Here is a 14,225-nt window from a genome sequence, read left to right as displayed (position 1 = left end):
ACTCCGGATCGGAAATGTGTCGATGGTACGTGCGATCACTGCCGCGCCGCTCGACAGGTGCCTCTACATCAAACGCGGGCGCTCAGTTCGCCGGCATCACCTGGCCGCGGATTTCGCCGGCCGGATGCGCGTGCGTATGGATGTTGAAGTACCACTTGCCGGCCATCAAGTCGGTGACCTGCGCGTCGGTGAGCACCTTCGAGCCCTTGATCGGGCTCGAAAGTTCGTCCTTCGGGATCGGCACCTGCACGCCCGCGTTCTGACCGACCGGCGCCGGGCCGTGGAAATGCGCGGCCGTCGCCGGGCCGCTCAGGTGCTCGTACGTCGCCGTCCACTGCAGCGTGCGCGTGGCCGTATCGTAGGTCGCATCGACTGCGCCCGATCCCTTGCTCGCGGTCGGCGGCACCTCGCTCGACGGCTGGAGACTGGCGGACAGGCGCACCGTTTCGGCGGCGGCGCTGCCGCCGGCCAATGCACCGGCGAGTAGCGCCACCTGGAGCAAACGCAGCTTCGGCATGGGTTCTCCTTGCACGACGTTCGTTGTACGCCGCCCGGCCGGGGGCGCCTCATGATGGTAGTCGATCGCCGCGCTTGCGGCACCCGGCATCGTGCGGCTTCGCACGCCGGCGTGCCGCCGCCGGGAACAGACCTTTGCAGCGCGACGCCTGAATCCGCGCGCGGCCTTTCGCTACACTGCGTGTCACTGTTGCTTGTTTCCTTCGTCCGAAGGAGTCTGCGAGTTTCGCGCGGCCGCCCGGCCGCGTTTTTTTGTCCGCACGTCGGCCGCATTGACGCCGCGTGACACGAACATGCGCAGGTTCGCCGTCACGATACGTAATACGGTTTTGTGCAAACCCGCGTCGACATCGCGCCGCCCGCACGGGACAATGACGGCATTCCGTCGTGACTGGAAATGAAACGTGCCGGCCCGTCGCCCGATATCCGTCCCGCCCCGCTCCGCTCGTGTCCGCCCGCTGCTCGCCGGTCTCTGCTCCGTCGCCGCGTTCTACGTCGCGCCCGCCGACGCGCAGGAATTTTCCGTGCTCGCCGGTTCGCTGTGGGGCGGCGGCGATCGTTCGTACGCGTGGACGTTCGACTATCAGGAAGGACTGAGCGAGCACACCGCGCTCGGCTTCACCTGGTACAACGAAGGCCACATTCCCGATCACCACCGCGACGGTCAGGCCGTGCAGTTCTGGGGGCGCATGCCGCTCGAGAACCGCCGCTTCGTGCTGTCGGCCGGCGTCGGCCCGTATCGCTATTTCGACACGGTGCCGGCCGCCGAGGGTCGCGGCTACTCGAACACGCACGGCTGGGGCGTGCTGATGAGCGTGCGCGCCGCGTACTACACGTCGCATCGCTGGATCGCGCAGCTTCAGCTCAACCGCGCGCAGGTCTTCAGCGGGCCGGACACGACATCGGTGATGTTCGGCGTCGGCTATCAGCTCGACGCGCCCGGCACGCCGGGCCCGCGCGACACGGCGCTGCTGCGCACGCGCAACGTGACGAACAACGAGGTCACCGCGATGCTCGGTGAAACGATCCTCAACAGCCGCTCGTCGCCGTCGACGCTCGGCGGCAGCATCGAGTACCGGCGCGGCCTCACGCGTCTGGTCGACTGGACGGCGACGTGGCTGTACGAAGGCGCGAAACAGGGCATCCGCCGCAACGGGATCGCATCGGAGCTGTGGCTGACGCGCGCGTTCCTCGACGACAAGCTCACGCTGTCGGCCGGTGCCGGCGGCTATTTCGCGGTGAACCAGCGCACGCGCGAAGGACAGCCGGGAGCCGGCGACGGCCGACTGTCGGGAATCGTATCGATTTCGGCGAGCTACCGGCTTTCCGATCGCTGGCTCACGCGCATCACGTGGAACCGCGTGGTCACGCGCTACGACCGCGACACCGACGTGATCCAGGCCGGCGTCGGCTACCGTTTCTAGCGGCGGCCCGCGCACATTGCGCGCACGTCACGCCCGATAGCCGGGATCGATGCGATCGACGATGCGCTGCAGCGCATCGAACGCGTCCTGCCCCGCGCCGTGCTTCGGATCGAAATTCAGCGAATCGCGCACGCATGCTTCGAGCACCGGCGGCGCAATCGGCAGCGCGTCGCCGATCGCGCCGGTGGCGACCTGCACCTCGCACGCGCGATTGAGCAGCCACATCAGCGAGAACGTCTGCGCGAGCGTCGCACCGATCGTCACGGGCCCGTGATTGCGCAGCAGCAGTACCGGCCGCCCGCCTGCACTCGCGACGATGCGCCGCCCTTCGTCGAGATGCACGGTGATGCCTTCGAAATCGTGATACGCGATCTTCCCGTACAGCTGCGCCGCATAGAAATTCGAAAACGACAGCCCGTCGCGCGAGCAGCACACGGCCATCGCGGGCGTCGTATGCACGTGCATCACACAGTGCGCGTCGGGCAGCGCCGCATGGATCGCACTGTGGAACGTGAAGCCGGCCGGATTGATCGGCCAGTCCGAATGGCCGATCACGTTGCCGTCGATGTCGATCTTCACGAGATTCGACGCGCACACTTCCCGGTAATGGAGCCCGAACGGGTTGATCAGGAAGTGTCCGTCCTCGTCCGGCACGCGCAACGAGATGTGGTTGTAGATGAGCTCGGTCCAGCCGAGGTAGTCGAAGATCCGATAGACGGCCGCGAGCTGCACGCGCGCCTGCCATTCGGCTTCGGAGAAACGCGCGGGACGCATGAACGGCTGGTTCGGTACACGTTGCATGGGGAGCTCCGGTTGCGGCGTGCGCGGACCGCGTACGGATTCGCGCACCGTCCTGGCGCACCGCCCGCGCTTCGCACGGCGGCGGCGTCTGGGTCCGATAATGGTTGCGCGCACAACCATATCACCTTTCTGTACCCACCGGAATCGCGGGTTTAGCCGGAGTGCCTTCACCGGTTCCGCCCCGCTTTTGTCCCCTTTCGCCAGGCTTTTGCGCTCAAAGCTGATCGTCGACCGGCAGCAGCGTGAAGATGCCGGTCATCAGATTGCGCAACAGCCCCGCATGCGGATCGACGTGATAGGTGGCCGGCCGACCGTCGTCCGTGCCAGTCCATTCGAGCGACGGCGGCCCGCCGCCGGGCGCGCGCACGAGGCGCACGCGGTAGCTTTCGTCGGGCTGCGTCACGCGCGTGAAGATCGCCGCGGCCTGCTGCGCGAGTACCGGACTGTGAATCACGAGTGCCAGCTCGGTGTTCAGGTACGCGGAGCGCGGGTCGAGGTTCAGCGAGCCGATCACGAGAATCTTGCGGTCGATCACGTACGCCTTCGCATGCAGGCTCGCCCGCGAACGCGAGCCGAATACCCGCGCGCGCGGCTGGTCGGGCTGCGCCTTGAATTCGTACAGCTCGATGCCGCGCTGGAGCAGCGGCACGCGATACGGCGCATAGCCGGCCTGCACGGCGACCGCGTCGGTCGCGGCAAGCGAATTGGTCAGGATCGCGACGCGCACGCCGCGCGCGGCCGTATCGCCGAGTATCTTCACGCCTGCGTCGTGGGGCACGAAGTACGGCGAGAACGCGAGGAATTCGCGCTGCGCGCCGCGCGTCAGTTCGACGAGGCGCTGCATCGGCGGGCTCACGTACGTATCCGTTGGCTTCGCGATCTTGTCGGGCGCGTCGACCTTGAACTCGGCCGGCGCCCACACGAGTTCGAGCTGGTCGCGCGCGATCTGCTGCGCGAGCGGCGTCGCGTTCAGCGGCTTCGCGTTGTACGGATCGGCGTTCTTGCGCCAGTGGTCGCGCAATTCGTTGCGCGTCGCGTCGAGATCCTTCGGATCGAACGACTGGTGGTTCAGCACGCGCAGCGGGTAGCTGCTCGCGCTCGCCCAGTACGCGTCGAAGCTCGCGGAAATCTGGCTCGTCACGGGACCGGCGGCGAGCACGTCGAGATCGCGAAACTGCAGCGTCTGGCTCGCGCTGAAATATTCGTCGCCGAGATTGCGGCCGCCGACGATCGCGAGCTGGTTGTCCGCGATCATCGCCTTGTTGTGCATCCGCCGCGTGAAGCTGTCGATGCGCGTGAGAAAGTCGGTCGTACGCTGGACCACGCCTTGCCGCGCGGCGCCGAACGGGTTGAATACGCGGATCTCGATGTTCTGGTGCGTGTTCAGCGCAGCCATGATGCGATCGATGTCGTGGAAGTTCAGATCGTCGACCAGCATCCGCACGCGCACGCCGCGATCGGCCGCATAAAGCGCCGCGCCGAGCAGCAGCTTGCCGGTCGTGTCCTCGGTCGCGATGTAGTACTGCATGTCGAGCGTCCTGGTCGCCGCGCGCGCGAGCGCGATGCGCATCTGCAGCGCCGCGGCGCCGTCCGCGAGCAGCCGGAAGCCGGACTGGCCCGGATGCGCGGCTTCGGGCGCGATCAGCGCGTCGCGCAGCGGCGTCGCGGTATCGGCGGGCAATGCGTGGGACACGGGGCGATCGAGCGCGGTGGCGGGCGGATGCGTCGCGCACGCGGCGACGACGGGCAGCAACGCGCCAAGCGCGAGGGCGCGGACCGGGCGGCATGCCGCGCGCCACGACAACGTGGCCCGCGCGCGCCGAATGACAGACGTGAGCACGGAAGCTACCTCGACAGACGGATCAAAGGGTTCGCACTCGCCGCGGCGCGCGGCTGACGGGCGGTTTGGGCCGATTCTAGTGGGCGGCCGACGAACCGGTCAATCGCACGACACGCATTGCGGCGGCGCGGCGATGCGGCACCGGCCGCTGCCGGCCGGCACGCGGGCGTCGGACCGAAGCCGCCCAACCAATTTCCGATATATCGCCGCCGCGCTCGAAATGGCCGCGCACGTAGTCGATATGCGCGTGCATCGCGGTGCGCGCCGCTTCGAGCCGGCGGCCGCAGCCCGCGTCGCACAGCGCGGTGCTGCAGCAGCAGTTGTTCCGACGCCTGCGCGTCCTGTCCGCTCATGCGCGCCACGTCGATCGAGATGTGCCGACGCAGCATCGCGGTCACGCTTGTATGCAGATGCAGGAACATCGTGTTGCGCGACGCGAGCGCCCGGTACGCATGCCGATTCCGCAATTGCTCGTGCGACTGCGCACCGAGACGAATCGCAAGCCCGACGAACCGGTCGCGCATCCGCTGCGCGGCCGGGGTGCGAATTACCGCCGCGCGCAGGATCTCGTGTCGCCGATCCGGTCCGGCGCGTTCGCGCATCCGCATGCGTATCGCGCGTTCCGCTGGGCCGCGACGCGGCTGCGCGCTCACGCCTGCGAAGCAGCTCGGCTGGACGCGGCACCGCACGCCGCTCGAACCGGCGCCGCGCAGCCTCGCGGACTTGCTGCGCGTTCGCGGCCAGCCCGAGTAGCAGACCGCTTTCGAAATCCATGGAGAGACACGTCCAAAAGCAAAAGCCCCGCGCTCGGCAGCTGAGCGCGGGGCTTTTTTCCGCAACCGTCGCGCCGGGGCGAGCGGCGCGGCGAGCTGCGATCAGTTGCCCTTCGCGATGCGGTCCTGGATGTGCTGCGCACGGCTCGTCGACGACGGATGCGAGCTCATCATCGAGCTCTTGCCGCCGTCGAGCTGCGCGAGCTTCTGGAACGCGGTGACGAGGCCCTTCTGGCTCATCCCCTTCTGCTTCATCAGGTCGAACGAGTAGTCGTCGGCCGCGCTTTCCTGCGTCTGTGAGAACTGCGCGTTGATGAACTTCTCGGTGATGTCGCCGAGCTGCGAGCTCGTCAGCGCGGCGACGCCCGGCGACGCCGCACCGGCCGCGCTGCGCGCCGCGCTCACCGCATACGCGGTCTGCATCGCCTTCTTCGAATGGCCGAGCGCGACGTGGCCCATTTCATGGCCGATCACGCCGCGCAGCTCGTCGTCGTTCATCATGTCCATCAGGCCGCTGTACACGCGCACGCAGCCGTTGCCCATCGCCCACGCGTTGACGTCCTTGGTCAGGTAGACCTTGTAGTCGATCTTCTGGCCGTTCAGCGTCATGTCGCCGAAGCCCTTCATCACCTTCGCCAGACGCTTCGCATACGCGCTGTTCGGCGGCGCGATCTTCGACTGCGCATCGCTCGCCTTGCACGAGTCGTTCGACAGCGCGGCGATATCGGCGTCCGACAGCGTCGCGGCCTTGAACAGGTTGGTCCCCGCCGACGTCAGGCTGTTCGCGTCGAGATTCTGCACGCCGCCGCATGCGCTCAGCAGGAACGCCACGCCACACGCTGCCACCGCTTTCTTCAATTGCATCCCGGATCCCTCGGTAGTTGTATTTGGGAGCGGCGATTTTGCAGAATTCGGCAGAAAATTACCAGACGTTTACATCGGATGACAGCTTCATTACCGATCGACTCGGCGATAAACGGTGCGGCCATCGGTGGAATGGTTGACCGACCGTAACGAATCGGTGGGATGGACCGCATGCCGGGAAGCGACGCGCGGCCGCCTGTATCGATACTTCGGCCGACGCCGCAGCGCAGGTCGGTCCGTCGTCGCGTTCCGCGCCGATCAGCGCACGCCGATGCGCGCACGACGCGCCGGTCTCGCCGGCCCACGCGCGATCGACTTCCCGTACGCGACGAGCCAGCAGTCGCGGTGGTCGAATTCGCGCAGCAGCCGCGCGCGACGCCGCTCCAGCCGGTAAAGCGCGATCGCCATCGCCAATGCAACGGCCAGCGCCGCGCCGCCGATCGCGAGTCCCATCCAGGTATCGCCCATGCGTCCTCCGGAATGCGAGGCCGGGCACGCGCATCCGCGCGCGGCCCGGCACGGGATACAGCAGGCGCGCGGCCCGGAACGGCGCGTGTGCGCCGCCCGGGCCGCCGTACGTCAGTGCATGTGCTGGCCGCCGTTGATCGCGATGTTCGAGCCGGTCACGAAGCCGGCCTCTTCCGAACACAGATACGCAACGAGCGCCGCGACTTCCTCGGGCTTGCCGAGCCGGCCCGCCGGAATCTGCGGAAGGATCTTGGTCTCGAGGATGTCGTGCGGGATGGCCATCACCATCTTCGTCGCGAGATAGCCGGGTGACACCGTGTTCACCGTCACGCCCTTGCGCGCGGTTTCGAGCGCGAGCGATTTCGTGAATCCGTGCATGCCGGCTTTCGCGGCTGCATAGTTGGTCTGGCCGACCGAGCCCTTCGAGCCGTTGACCGACGCGATGTTCACGATGCGCCCCCAGCCGCGCTCGACCATGCTTTCGCAGACGGGCTTCGTCATGTTGAACACCGAATCGAGGTTCGTGCGCAGCACCGTGTCCCAGTCGACCTTGTCGAGCTTGCGCAACGTCATGTCGCGCGTGATGCCCGCGTTGTTCACGAGGATGTCGACCGGGCCCACGTCGCGAACGATCTTTTCGATGCACTGCCGGCACGAATCGTAGTCGGCCACGTCGACCGGGTATGCATGGAACTCGCGGCCCGCCGCGAGCATCTCCGAAAGCCAGCGGTCGGCGCCGGTGTTGTTCGGCGAATACGTGACGACGACGCGGTGGCCCGCGTCGTTCAACCTGATGCTGATCGCCTCGCCGAGGCCGCCCATCCCGCCTGTCACAACTGCAATGCGCTTGCTCATCCTGTTCGGTACCGTCAAAAAATGATCGATGATGCGGGGCGACGGCATGGCACGCGCTGCCGCCCCGCCACTTCGGTGCGTTGCCGGCGATGCGGGCGCACGCACCGGAACGCCGCGCTTGTAGTGGGTTGCTTGTACTGCGCGAAAGCTGCTTTGCGCGGCGCTCGGCGCCGGCCTGCACCGCGCGCCGCGCTGCCGCAGGCCGGTCAGTCGCGCTCGACCGCCAGCGCGACGCCCATCCCGCCGCCGATGCACAGCGACGCCAGCCCGCGCTTCGCATCGCGCCTGGCCATCTCGTGCAGCAGCGTCACCAGGATCCGGCAGCCCGACGCGCCGATCGGATGACCGATCGCGATCGCGCCGCCGTTCACGTTCACCTTCGACGTGTCCCAGCCCATCTGCTTGTGCACCGCCAGCGCCTGCGCGGCGAACGCCTCGTTGATCTCCATCAGGTCCAGATCGCCCGGCGTCCAGCCCGCGCGCTCCAGACAGCGCCGCGACGCCGGCACCGGACCCATGCCCATCACGCTCGGATCCACGCCCGCGTTCGCGTACGCCTTGATCCGCGCAAGCGGCGTGAGCCCGAGCGCCGCGGCCTTCTGCGCCGACATCACCAGCACCGCCGCCGCGCCGTCGTTGATCCCCGACGCGTTCGCCGCCGTCACCGTGCCGTCCTTCGCGAACGCCGGCTTCAGCCCCGCGAGCGACTCGGCCGTCACGCCGTGACGCACGAACTCGTCGGTCGCGAACTGCACCGGCTCGCCCTTGCGCTGCGGAATCGACACCGGCACGATTTCGTCGGCGAAGCGGCCCGCCTTCTGCGCGGCTTCCGCCTTGTTCTGCGACAGCGCCGCGAACGCGTCCTGCTCTTCGCGCGTAATTCCGTATTCCTTCGCGACGTTCTCCGCGGTGATCCCCATGTGGTACTGGTTGTACACGTCCCACAGCCCGTCGACGATCATCGTGTCGACCAGCTTCGCGTCGCCCATCCGGAACCCGTCGCGCGATCCCGGCAGCACGTGCGGCGCCGCGCTCATGTTCTCCTGGCCGCCGGCCACGACGATCTCCGCGTCGCCCGCGACGATCGCGTTGGCCGCCAGCATCACCGCCTTGAGCCCCGAGCCGCACACCTTGTTGATCGTCATCCCCGGCACCGCGCTCGGCAGCCCGGCCTTGATCAGCGACTGGCGCGCCGGGTTCTGCCCGGAGCCGGCCGTCAGCACCTGGCCCATGATCACTTCGCTGACCTGATCGGGCTGCACGCCCGCACGCTCCAGCACCGCGCGGATCACCGTCGCGCCCAGCTCGGGCGCCGCGATCTTCGCGAGCGAGCCGCCGAATTTGCCGACCGCGGTCCGCGCGGCCGATACGATCACTACATCGGTCATGTTCAATCCCTGCTTCGAAATCGGTTGACGATCCGTGCGCGCTCCGATGCCACGCGCCGGCAACGGCCGACGCGCGGGTACCTCTGCACACGGTTCGATCCGGCATGCGAGTGCATGCCGATAAATGGCGCGCGGATCGGCGATACGCGCCGCCCTGTCGCCGACGTCCGCCGGCACGGGCGACATGTCGGCACTGCGCGGCCGACGCAAACGCGTCATCGCAGCCGGCATGCGCGAGGCGCCGCGCGGCACACGCGGCGCCCGGCGTCATCCGGCCGGTCTATCGTGTCGCGCAAACGCGCGACCTACGGTCAGGCGGCCGATTCGCGCACGCTCGCTTCCTTGCGTGCGACGGCACCCGCCTGCTTGCCGCTGCGCACGGCCGTTTCGCCGGCTGTCTCGAAGCTGCTCTGCGCGGCCTCGATCGCCTGGCCTGTCGCGGCGCGCATCGAGTCGGCCGCGGCGGTTGCCGCCGACAGCGCCGAATTCAGCGCGGCGACCACCGGTGCCGAACCGGCCGGCACGTGCTTCGACAGTTCGCCGAGCGCCTCCTTCCAGCGCGTGTCGGCCTGCTGGTACTGCGCGTGCGCGACCTTCACCCATTCGGCCTGCGTCGACACCGCGATCTCGAACAGATGGCGCCCATACGACACGGCCTTGCCGGCCGCTTCCTGCGGCGCCGCGACCTGCTGCGCGAAGCCGGCAACCGGGTTGCCGGCGTTGAACGCGTTCTTCAGCTTGTCCTCGTACTCCTCGAGCGCCGTCTTGGCCGCCTGCAGATTGAGCTCGACGACGGCTTCGATACCGTTGATCGCCGGGCGGGCGATGGCGAACCATGCGGCGATTCCTGACTGACAATCGGCGGCGATTTTTTCGGGGGCAAATACGGACATCGGTCACGCTCCTGTTGGGCAATGCGAGAGGAGAAATAAAGAAAATAGAAGCCGGATCGAAATTCCGCTTCTTTATTGTCAACCTTCTGCTGATTGTGCGCAGCAAGGTGAGGGAAGCCATTCTAAAGCGACTAATTGAAAATTAAGTGGAGTTAATGCTAGGTGAAAACCCTATATACCTGGAACGGTCGGCTGAACAGCCGCGCCAGCGCTGAAGGGACACATCTGCCTCCCTTGTGCAGCAACGATTTTTACCTTTTTACTGCATCGCATACCAGCGATTTGCGCAATATTTACCCGCGCATTACTTTGGTTATATGCTATTCGACATACATTTAAAAATAGGGAACCGGACCGCGTAATCGTTTTCTCGATTATTTCGAAATCGTTTTCGTTTACGTCGACAGCAATATATGGTCGGACGAATGCCGGCCTGGGTAACCGGCGGAGAAGCGGGATGATTCGAATCGGACCGGTCGCCAATTGCGCGTGCACGTCGGCCGGCAAGCTCGCGATGCGGCGCGCCGGGTCCCTTGCGCGCGATTGCGCCTCCGTTCGACATGGATCGGCGGCATCGACCGCTGACGACGCTCACGGCTCTTCACCGGCGAATACGACGAGCGCATCGTGCACGCCGGCCGATCGAGACATCGACCGGAAACAAGGTTAGCCGGCGAATCATGGCGATCGCGTGACGCCGGGCGATTTGCGCGGTACTTCGCGCGGCACGAATCAGGCGCCGCGCGGCGGTGTCGACACGTACCGGCTACCCGGCACGCTCCATCGCCACGGCAGCGCCTGACCGACGCGAATGCCGATCCGCGGCCCGCCCTTCAGATTCGCGGGCGGCGCCATGCCGTCGTCCACGATCGCGAAGCCGTCGCGCGCGCCGACGAGGTCGATACCGTCCTGCGCGCCGCCGATGCCCATCGCCTGCGTGAGTCGGGCCGGCCCCCGACACAGATCGCGGTCGCGCGTCTGCGGCGGCCGCGCCGCGCGCATCTGCTCGAGCCCGAACAGCGGTTCGAGCGCGCGGATCAGCACGCCGGTGCCGGCGCCGTTCGATGCGCACACGCAGTTGCAGCACCAGTGCATGCCGTAAGTGAAGTAGACGTACAAGTGTCCGGGCGGCCCGAACATCGTCGCGTTGCGCGGCGTTTTTCCGCGGTACGTGTGCGCAGCCGGATCGATCGCGCCCGCGTAGGCCTCCACTTCGACGATGCGCCCGGCCCGGCCGTCGGCCGCCGCGAGAATCTTGTTGAGCAGCAGCGGCGCGACGTCGGTGGCCACGCGATCGAAGAATGCGCGCGACAGTGGAGTGCCGGGCCACACCGGTGGGCGCTCATTGCGTCGCATTGCGTGCCTCCCGTCGCGCGCCGGACACCGTCGCGATGTGCGGGCGACGGTCGCGATACGCGTCGGCCCGATCCTCGGTTCCACACATACGATTGCTGCCGCCGTGCCTGGGCTGCTGCATGAACGTCGGCCGCCGAATGGCGGTTGGCGGCCTTCGCCGCGCAGTGCCACGTCTGGGTGAACGCGCGACACACGCGCCTGTCTTGCCGAGAAGGACGATAAAGCTTCCCACACGGTGCGCGGCCTTCTGAGCGAACGCCACAGCCGCGACGATGAAGTTCGCGCACGGAAGCCGGCCGGCGCACGTGGGCCGTAGCTTCGCTGCCATCGTCACGCGGCAGCCGTACCCGGATGTCGTTCGATCGTCCCGCAGCGCGATCTCGCCCCGCGTGAAACCTGCGGGACGAATCGGCAGTCGCAGACGTCGTGTGACAGCTGCCGCGTCGCGGCCGGGACGAATTCTGCAAAACGGCATGTCGAGATGCGACGCGATGAGATCGCGGAGTCGGTCAGCGAAGTCAGTCATGAATCGAAGTGCTTAAAACCGGGAACTCGAACGATGCGGAGGGCTTCGGCGCATGCGGAGGGCTTCGGCGGTTGCCCGCTCGAGAAGCCTCTGGATGCCGACGCAACGGCAGCCGCGTCGCCGACACCGCATTGCGCTGCGTGCTGCTCATTTGATCATGCTTTCGTCTCCCGATGCGCGGCGTCGGAGCAGCACTAACGCCGAGCGGAACACCGGCGCGCTTTACCGCGGTTCGATACTTCGACTATTATCGAAAAATGGAAATCAATGAAACCGTCAGCGCGCTCGCGGCGCTCGCACACGAGTCGCGGCTCGCCGTCTTTCGCGCGCTGGTACAGGCCGGCCCGAACGGTCTGCCGGCCGGTCAGATCGCAACGTTACTCGACGTGCCGCCGTCGTCACTGTCGTTCCATCTGAAGGAGCTCGCCCATGCGCGACTCGTCACGAGCCGGCAGGAAGGCCGGTTCGTCATCTACTGCGCGAACTTCGCGACGATGAACGACCTGCTCGCGTATCTGACCGAGAACTGCTGCGGCGGCAATCCGTGCTCGCCGTTGTCCGCATGTTCTCCCGCGGCGAAGCGGCGATCGTGAAGCGCTTCTCTTCGAGCCGCCCGCTCGCCGATTCGCGGCCGCCGATGCGGACATCCGAAGCCGCGCCCGCCGAAAACGCTCCGACGCGCGCCGCGATCGGCACGTTCGAACGCTACCTCACGCTGTGGGTCGCGCTGTGCATCGTCGCCGGCATCGTGCTCGGTCGGCTTCTGCCGGATGTATTCGGGAGCATCGGCCGGATGCAGTACGCGCAGGTCAACCTGCCGGTCGGACTGCTGATCTGGGTGATGATCGTGCCGATGCTGATGAAGGTCGACTTCGGCGCGCTGCACGAAGTCCGCCGGCACGTGAAAGGCATCGGCGTCACGCTCGTCGTGAACTGGCTCGTCAAGCCTTTTTCGATGGCGTTCCTCGGCTGGCTGTTCGTCAAGCACCTGTTCGCGCCGCTGCTGCCCGCCGGGCAGCTCGACAGCTACGTGGCCGGCCTGATCCTGCTCGCGGCCGCGCCCTGCACCGCGATGGTGTTCGTGTGGAGTCGGCTCACGGGAGGCGATCCGCTGTTCACGCTGTCGCAAGTCGCGCTGAACGACAGCATCATGGTGGTCGCGTTCGCACCGCTCGTCGCGCTGCTGCTCGGCGTCTCGGCGATCGCGGTGCCGTGGGCGACGCTGCTGACGTCGGTCGCGCTCTACATCGTCGTGCCGGTCGCGCTCGCGCAGCTCGCTCGCCGTATGCTGCTCGCGCGCGGCCGGCGCGCGTTCGATGCGGCGATGACGCAGATCGGTCCGTGGTCGATCGGCGCGCTGCTCGTCACGCTCGTGCTGCTGTTCGCGTTCCAGGGCGAAGCGATCCTCGAGCAGCCGCTCGTGATCGCGCTGCTCGCCGTGCCGATCCTGCTGCAGGTCACGTTCAATTCCGCGCTCGCCTACTGGCTCAATCGCGCGGTCGGCGAGAAGCACACGGTCGCGTGTCCGTCAGCGCTGATCGGCGCGTCCAATTTCTTCGAACTGGCCGTCGCCGCCGCGATCAGCCTGTTCGGTTTTCATTCTGGCGCCGCACTGGCAACCGTCGTCGGCGTGCTGATCGAGGTGCCCGTCATGCTGGCCGTCGTACGCATCGTCAATCGCACGCGAAGCTGGTACGAACGCGGGTCGATACGCGTGGAGGCCACCCGATGACCGACGTCACGATCTATCACAACCCGGACTGCGGCACGTCGCGCAACACGCTCGCGATGATCCGCAACGCCGGCATCGAGCCGCGCATCGTCCGCTACCTCGACACACCGCCGGGCCGCGACGAACTGGTCGCGCTGATCGCGGCGATCGGCGTGCCCGTGCGCGACGTACTGCGCCGCAACGGCACATGTTACGACGCGCTGGATCTCGGCAACCCGAAATGGAGCGACGCCGAACTCATCGACTTCATGCTTGCGCACCCGATCCTGATCAATCGACCGATCGTCGTCACGCCGCTCGGCACGCGCCTGTGCCGGCCGTCGGAAACGGTGCTCGAGATCCTGCCGAATCCGCAGCAGCGGCCGTTCGCGAAGGAAGACGGTGAAGTGGTGATCGACACGCACGGCAGGCACGGCTGACACGGCGACGAGTTGCAGCAAGGCGGACGTTGCGCAGGTTCGTTCGCCGATTGCTTGGTAACCGCACGCTGCCGAACGGGCGATGCATCGGCCAAGCTTCGCGCGGCTCCACGGGTACGCCGTGCGAGCGCTCATTCCGCTGCCGGCCGACCGCAGAAGCGACGCACGGCACCCGGCACCGACAGAATGAACGATCAAAGAAAAACCCCGCCATGAGGCGGGGTCGATCTTGACGGTTTCGGCTGCTGACGAGATGTCAGAACGGAATATCGTCGTCCATCTCGTCGAAGCCGCCGCCGGCCGGCGCGCTCGGACGGCTCTGCGCGCCGCCGCTGCGAGCCGCACCGCCGGCACCGCCGCCCGCACTGCG

13 protein-coding genes and 2 pseudogenes are annotated in these 14,225 nt (G+C 67.1%); 5 read left to right on the top strand and 10 right to left on the bottom strand.

Features of this window, described 5'->3' with window-relative positions:
- Nucleotides 1-82 precede the first annotated feature (82 nt).
- Nucleotides 83-517, bottom strand: coding sequence for a CHRD domain-containing protein (locus BUB20358_RS03790; RefSeq protein WP_006763400.1), 435 nt, complete (start codon nucleotides 515-517; stop codon nucleotides 83-85).
- Nucleotides 518-920: 403 nt separating this feature from the next.
- Here BUB20358_RS03790 and BUB20358_RS03785 point away from each other — a divergent pair, with 403 nt between their 5' ends.
- Nucleotides 921-1,940, top strand: a complete 1,020-nt coding sequence (locus BUB20358_RS03785) for a hypothetical protein (RefSeq protein WP_006763399.1) — start codon at nucleotides 921-923, stop codon at nucleotides 1,938-1,940.
- Between the two features lie 27 nt (nucleotides 1,941-1,967).
- Here BUB20358_RS03785 and BUB20358_RS03780 read toward each other — a convergent pair whose 3' ends face one another.
- From BUB20358_RS03780 to BUB20358_RS28200, 3 genes and pseudogenes are all read right to left on the bottom strand, one after another.
- Nucleotides 1,968-2,741, bottom strand: a complete 774-nt coding sequence (locus BUB20358_RS03780; RefSeq protein WP_035971718.1) for a class II aldolase/adducin family protein — start codon at nucleotides 2,739-2,741, stop codon at nucleotides 1,968-1,970.
- Nucleotides 2,742-2,955: 214 nt separating this feature from the next.
- Nucleotides 2,956-4,581, bottom strand: coding sequence for a phospholipase D family protein (locus BUB20358_RS03775; protein ID WP_006763397.1), 1,626 nt, complete (start codon nucleotides 4,579-4,581; stop codon nucleotides 2,956-2,958).
- 199 nt (nucleotides 4,582-4,780) lie between these two features.
- Nucleotides 4,781-5,036: pseudogene (locus BUB20358_RS28200) on the bottom strand (FCD domain-containing protein); the annotation flags it as partial.
- Between BUB20358_RS28200 and BUB20358_RS03770 the strand changes: the two are divergent.
- Nucleotides 5,025-5,334, top strand: a pseudogene (locus BUB20358_RS03770) (lactate utilization protein LutB domain-containing protein); the annotation flags it as partial. The pseudogenes BUB20358_RS28200 and BUB20358_RS03770 overlap by 12 nt on opposite strands.
- Nucleotides 5,335-5,456: 122 nt before the next feature.
- Here the strand turns inward: BUB20358_RS03770 and loiP are convergent.
- The 6 genes from loiP to BUB20358_RS03740 form a co-directional block, all read right to left on the bottom strand.
- Nucleotides 5,457-6,218, bottom strand: a complete 762-nt coding sequence (gene loiP / locus BUB20358_RS03765) for a metalloprotease LoiP (RefSeq protein ID WP_006763396.1) — start codon at nucleotides 6,216-6,218, stop codon at nucleotides 5,457-5,459.
- A 258-nt stretch (nucleotides 6,219-6,476) separates the two neighbouring features.
- A complete protein-coding gene (locus BUB20358_RS03760; protein ID WP_035971717.1) occupies nucleotides 6,477-6,686 on the bottom strand; it encodes a hypothetical protein in 210 nt (69 codons plus the stop codon).
- 111 nt (nucleotides 6,687-6,797) lie between these two features.
- The gene (gene phbB / locus BUB20358_RS03755; protein ID WP_035971715.1) at nucleotides 6,798-7,541 is read right to left on the bottom strand and encodes an acetoacetyl-CoA reductase; all 744 of its coding nucleotides are present in this window, start codon (nucleotides 7,539-7,541) and stop codon (nucleotides 6,798-6,800) included.
- A gap of 206 nt (nucleotides 7,542-7,747) precedes the next feature.
- Nucleotides 7,748-8,929 (bottom strand): acetyl-CoA C-acetyltransferase, encoded by a 1,182-nt coding sequence (locus BUB20358_RS03750; protein WP_045552506.1) that lies wholly within the window; start codon nucleotides 8,927-8,929, stop codon nucleotides 7,748-7,750.
- A 311-nt stretch (nucleotides 8,930-9,240) separates the two neighbouring features.
- A complete protein-coding gene (gene phaP, locus BUB20358_RS03745) occupies nucleotides 9,241-9,822 on the bottom strand; it encodes a TIGR01841 family phasin (RefSeq protein ID WP_006763393.1) in 582 nt (193 codons plus the stop codon).
- Between the two features lie 732 nt (nucleotides 9,823-10,554).
- On the bottom strand, nucleotides 10,555-11,178 hold the full coding sequence (locus BUB20358_RS03740; RefSeq protein ID WP_006763392.1) for a DNA-3-methyladenine glycosylase: 624 nt from the start codon (nucleotides 11,176-11,178) through the stop codon (nucleotides 10,555-10,557).
- Nucleotides 11,179-11,961: 783 nt separating this feature from the next.
- Here BUB20358_RS03740 and BUB20358_RS03735 point away from each other — a divergent pair.
- The 3 genes from BUB20358_RS03735 to arsC are packed head-to-tail and all read left to right on the top strand — an operon-like array spanning nucleotide 11,962 to nucleotide 13,855.
- The gene (locus tag BUB20358_RS03735; RefSeq protein ID WP_006763390.1) at nucleotides 11,962-12,297 is read left to right on the top strand and encodes an ArsR/SmtB family transcription factor; all 336 of its coding nucleotides are present in this window, start codon (nucleotides 11,962-11,964) and stop codon (nucleotides 12,295-12,297) included.
- 44 nt (nucleotides 12,298-12,341) lie between these two features.
- Nucleotides 12,342-13,436, top strand: coding sequence for an ACR3 family arsenite efflux transporter (arsB, locus tag BUB20358_RS03730; RefSeq protein ID WP_035973268.1), 1,095 nt, complete (start codon nucleotides 12,342-12,344; stop codon nucleotides 13,434-13,436).
- A complete protein-coding gene (gene arsC, locus BUB20358_RS03725) occupies nucleotides 13,433-13,855 on the top strand; it encodes an arsenate reductase (glutaredoxin) (RefSeq protein WP_006763388.1) in 423 nt (140 codons plus the stop codon). The genes arsB and arsC overlap by 4 nt, the downstream gene beginning before the upstream one ends.
- Nucleotides 13,856-14,225 lie beyond the last annotated feature (370 nt).

The organism is Burkholderia dolosa (assembly GCF_902499135.1).
GTDB classification, from domain to species: Bacteria; Pseudomonadota; Gammaproteobacteria; order Burkholderiales; family Burkholderiaceae; genus Burkholderia; species Burkholderia dolosa.
This window is presented reverse-complemented; position numbering and strand designations above follow the sequence as displayed.

Coding starts and splice junctions, on each gene's coding strand:
- BUB20358_RS03790 (WP_006763400.1), bottom strand. CDS start 517: ATGCCGAAGCTGCGTTTGCTCCAGGTGGCGCTACTCGCCGGTGCATTG.
- BUB20358_RS03780 (WP_035971718.1), bottom strand. CDS start 2,741: ATGCAACGTGTACCGAACCAGCCGTTCATGCGTCCCGCGCGTTTCTCC.
- loiP (WP_006763396.1), bottom strand. CDS start 6,218: ATGCAATTGAAGAAAGCGGTGGCAGCGTGTGGCGTGGCGTTCCTGCTG.
- BUB20358_RS03760 (WP_035971717.1), bottom strand. CDS start 6,686: ATGGGCGATACCTGGATGGGACTCGCGATCGGCGGCGCGGCGCTGGCC.
- phbB (WP_035971715.1), bottom strand. CDS start 7,541: ATGAGCAAGCGCATTGCAGTTGTGACAGGCGGGATGGGCGGCCTCGGC.
- BUB20358_RS03750 (WP_045552506.1), bottom strand. CDS start 8,929: ATGACCGATGTAGTGATCGTATCGGCCGCGCGGACCGCGGTCGGCAAA.
- phaP (WP_006763393.1), bottom strand. CDS start 9,822: ATGTCCGTATTTGCCCCCGAAAAAATCGCCGCCGATTGTCAGTCAGGA.
- BUB20358_RS03740 (WP_006763392.1), bottom strand. CDS start 11,178: ATGCGACGCAATGAGCGCCCACCGGTGTGGCCCGGCACTCCACTGTCG.
- BUB20358_RS03735 (WP_006763390.1), top strand. CDS start 11,962: ATGGAAATCAATGAAACCGTCAGCGCGCTCGCGGCGCTCGCACACGAG.
- arsB (WP_035973268.1), top strand. CDS start 12,342: ATGCGGACATCCGAAGCCGCGCCCGCCGAAAACGCTCCGACGCGCGCC.
- arsC (WP_006763388.1), top strand. CDS start 13,433: ATGACCGACGTCACGATCTATCACAACCCGGACTGCGGCACGTCGCGC.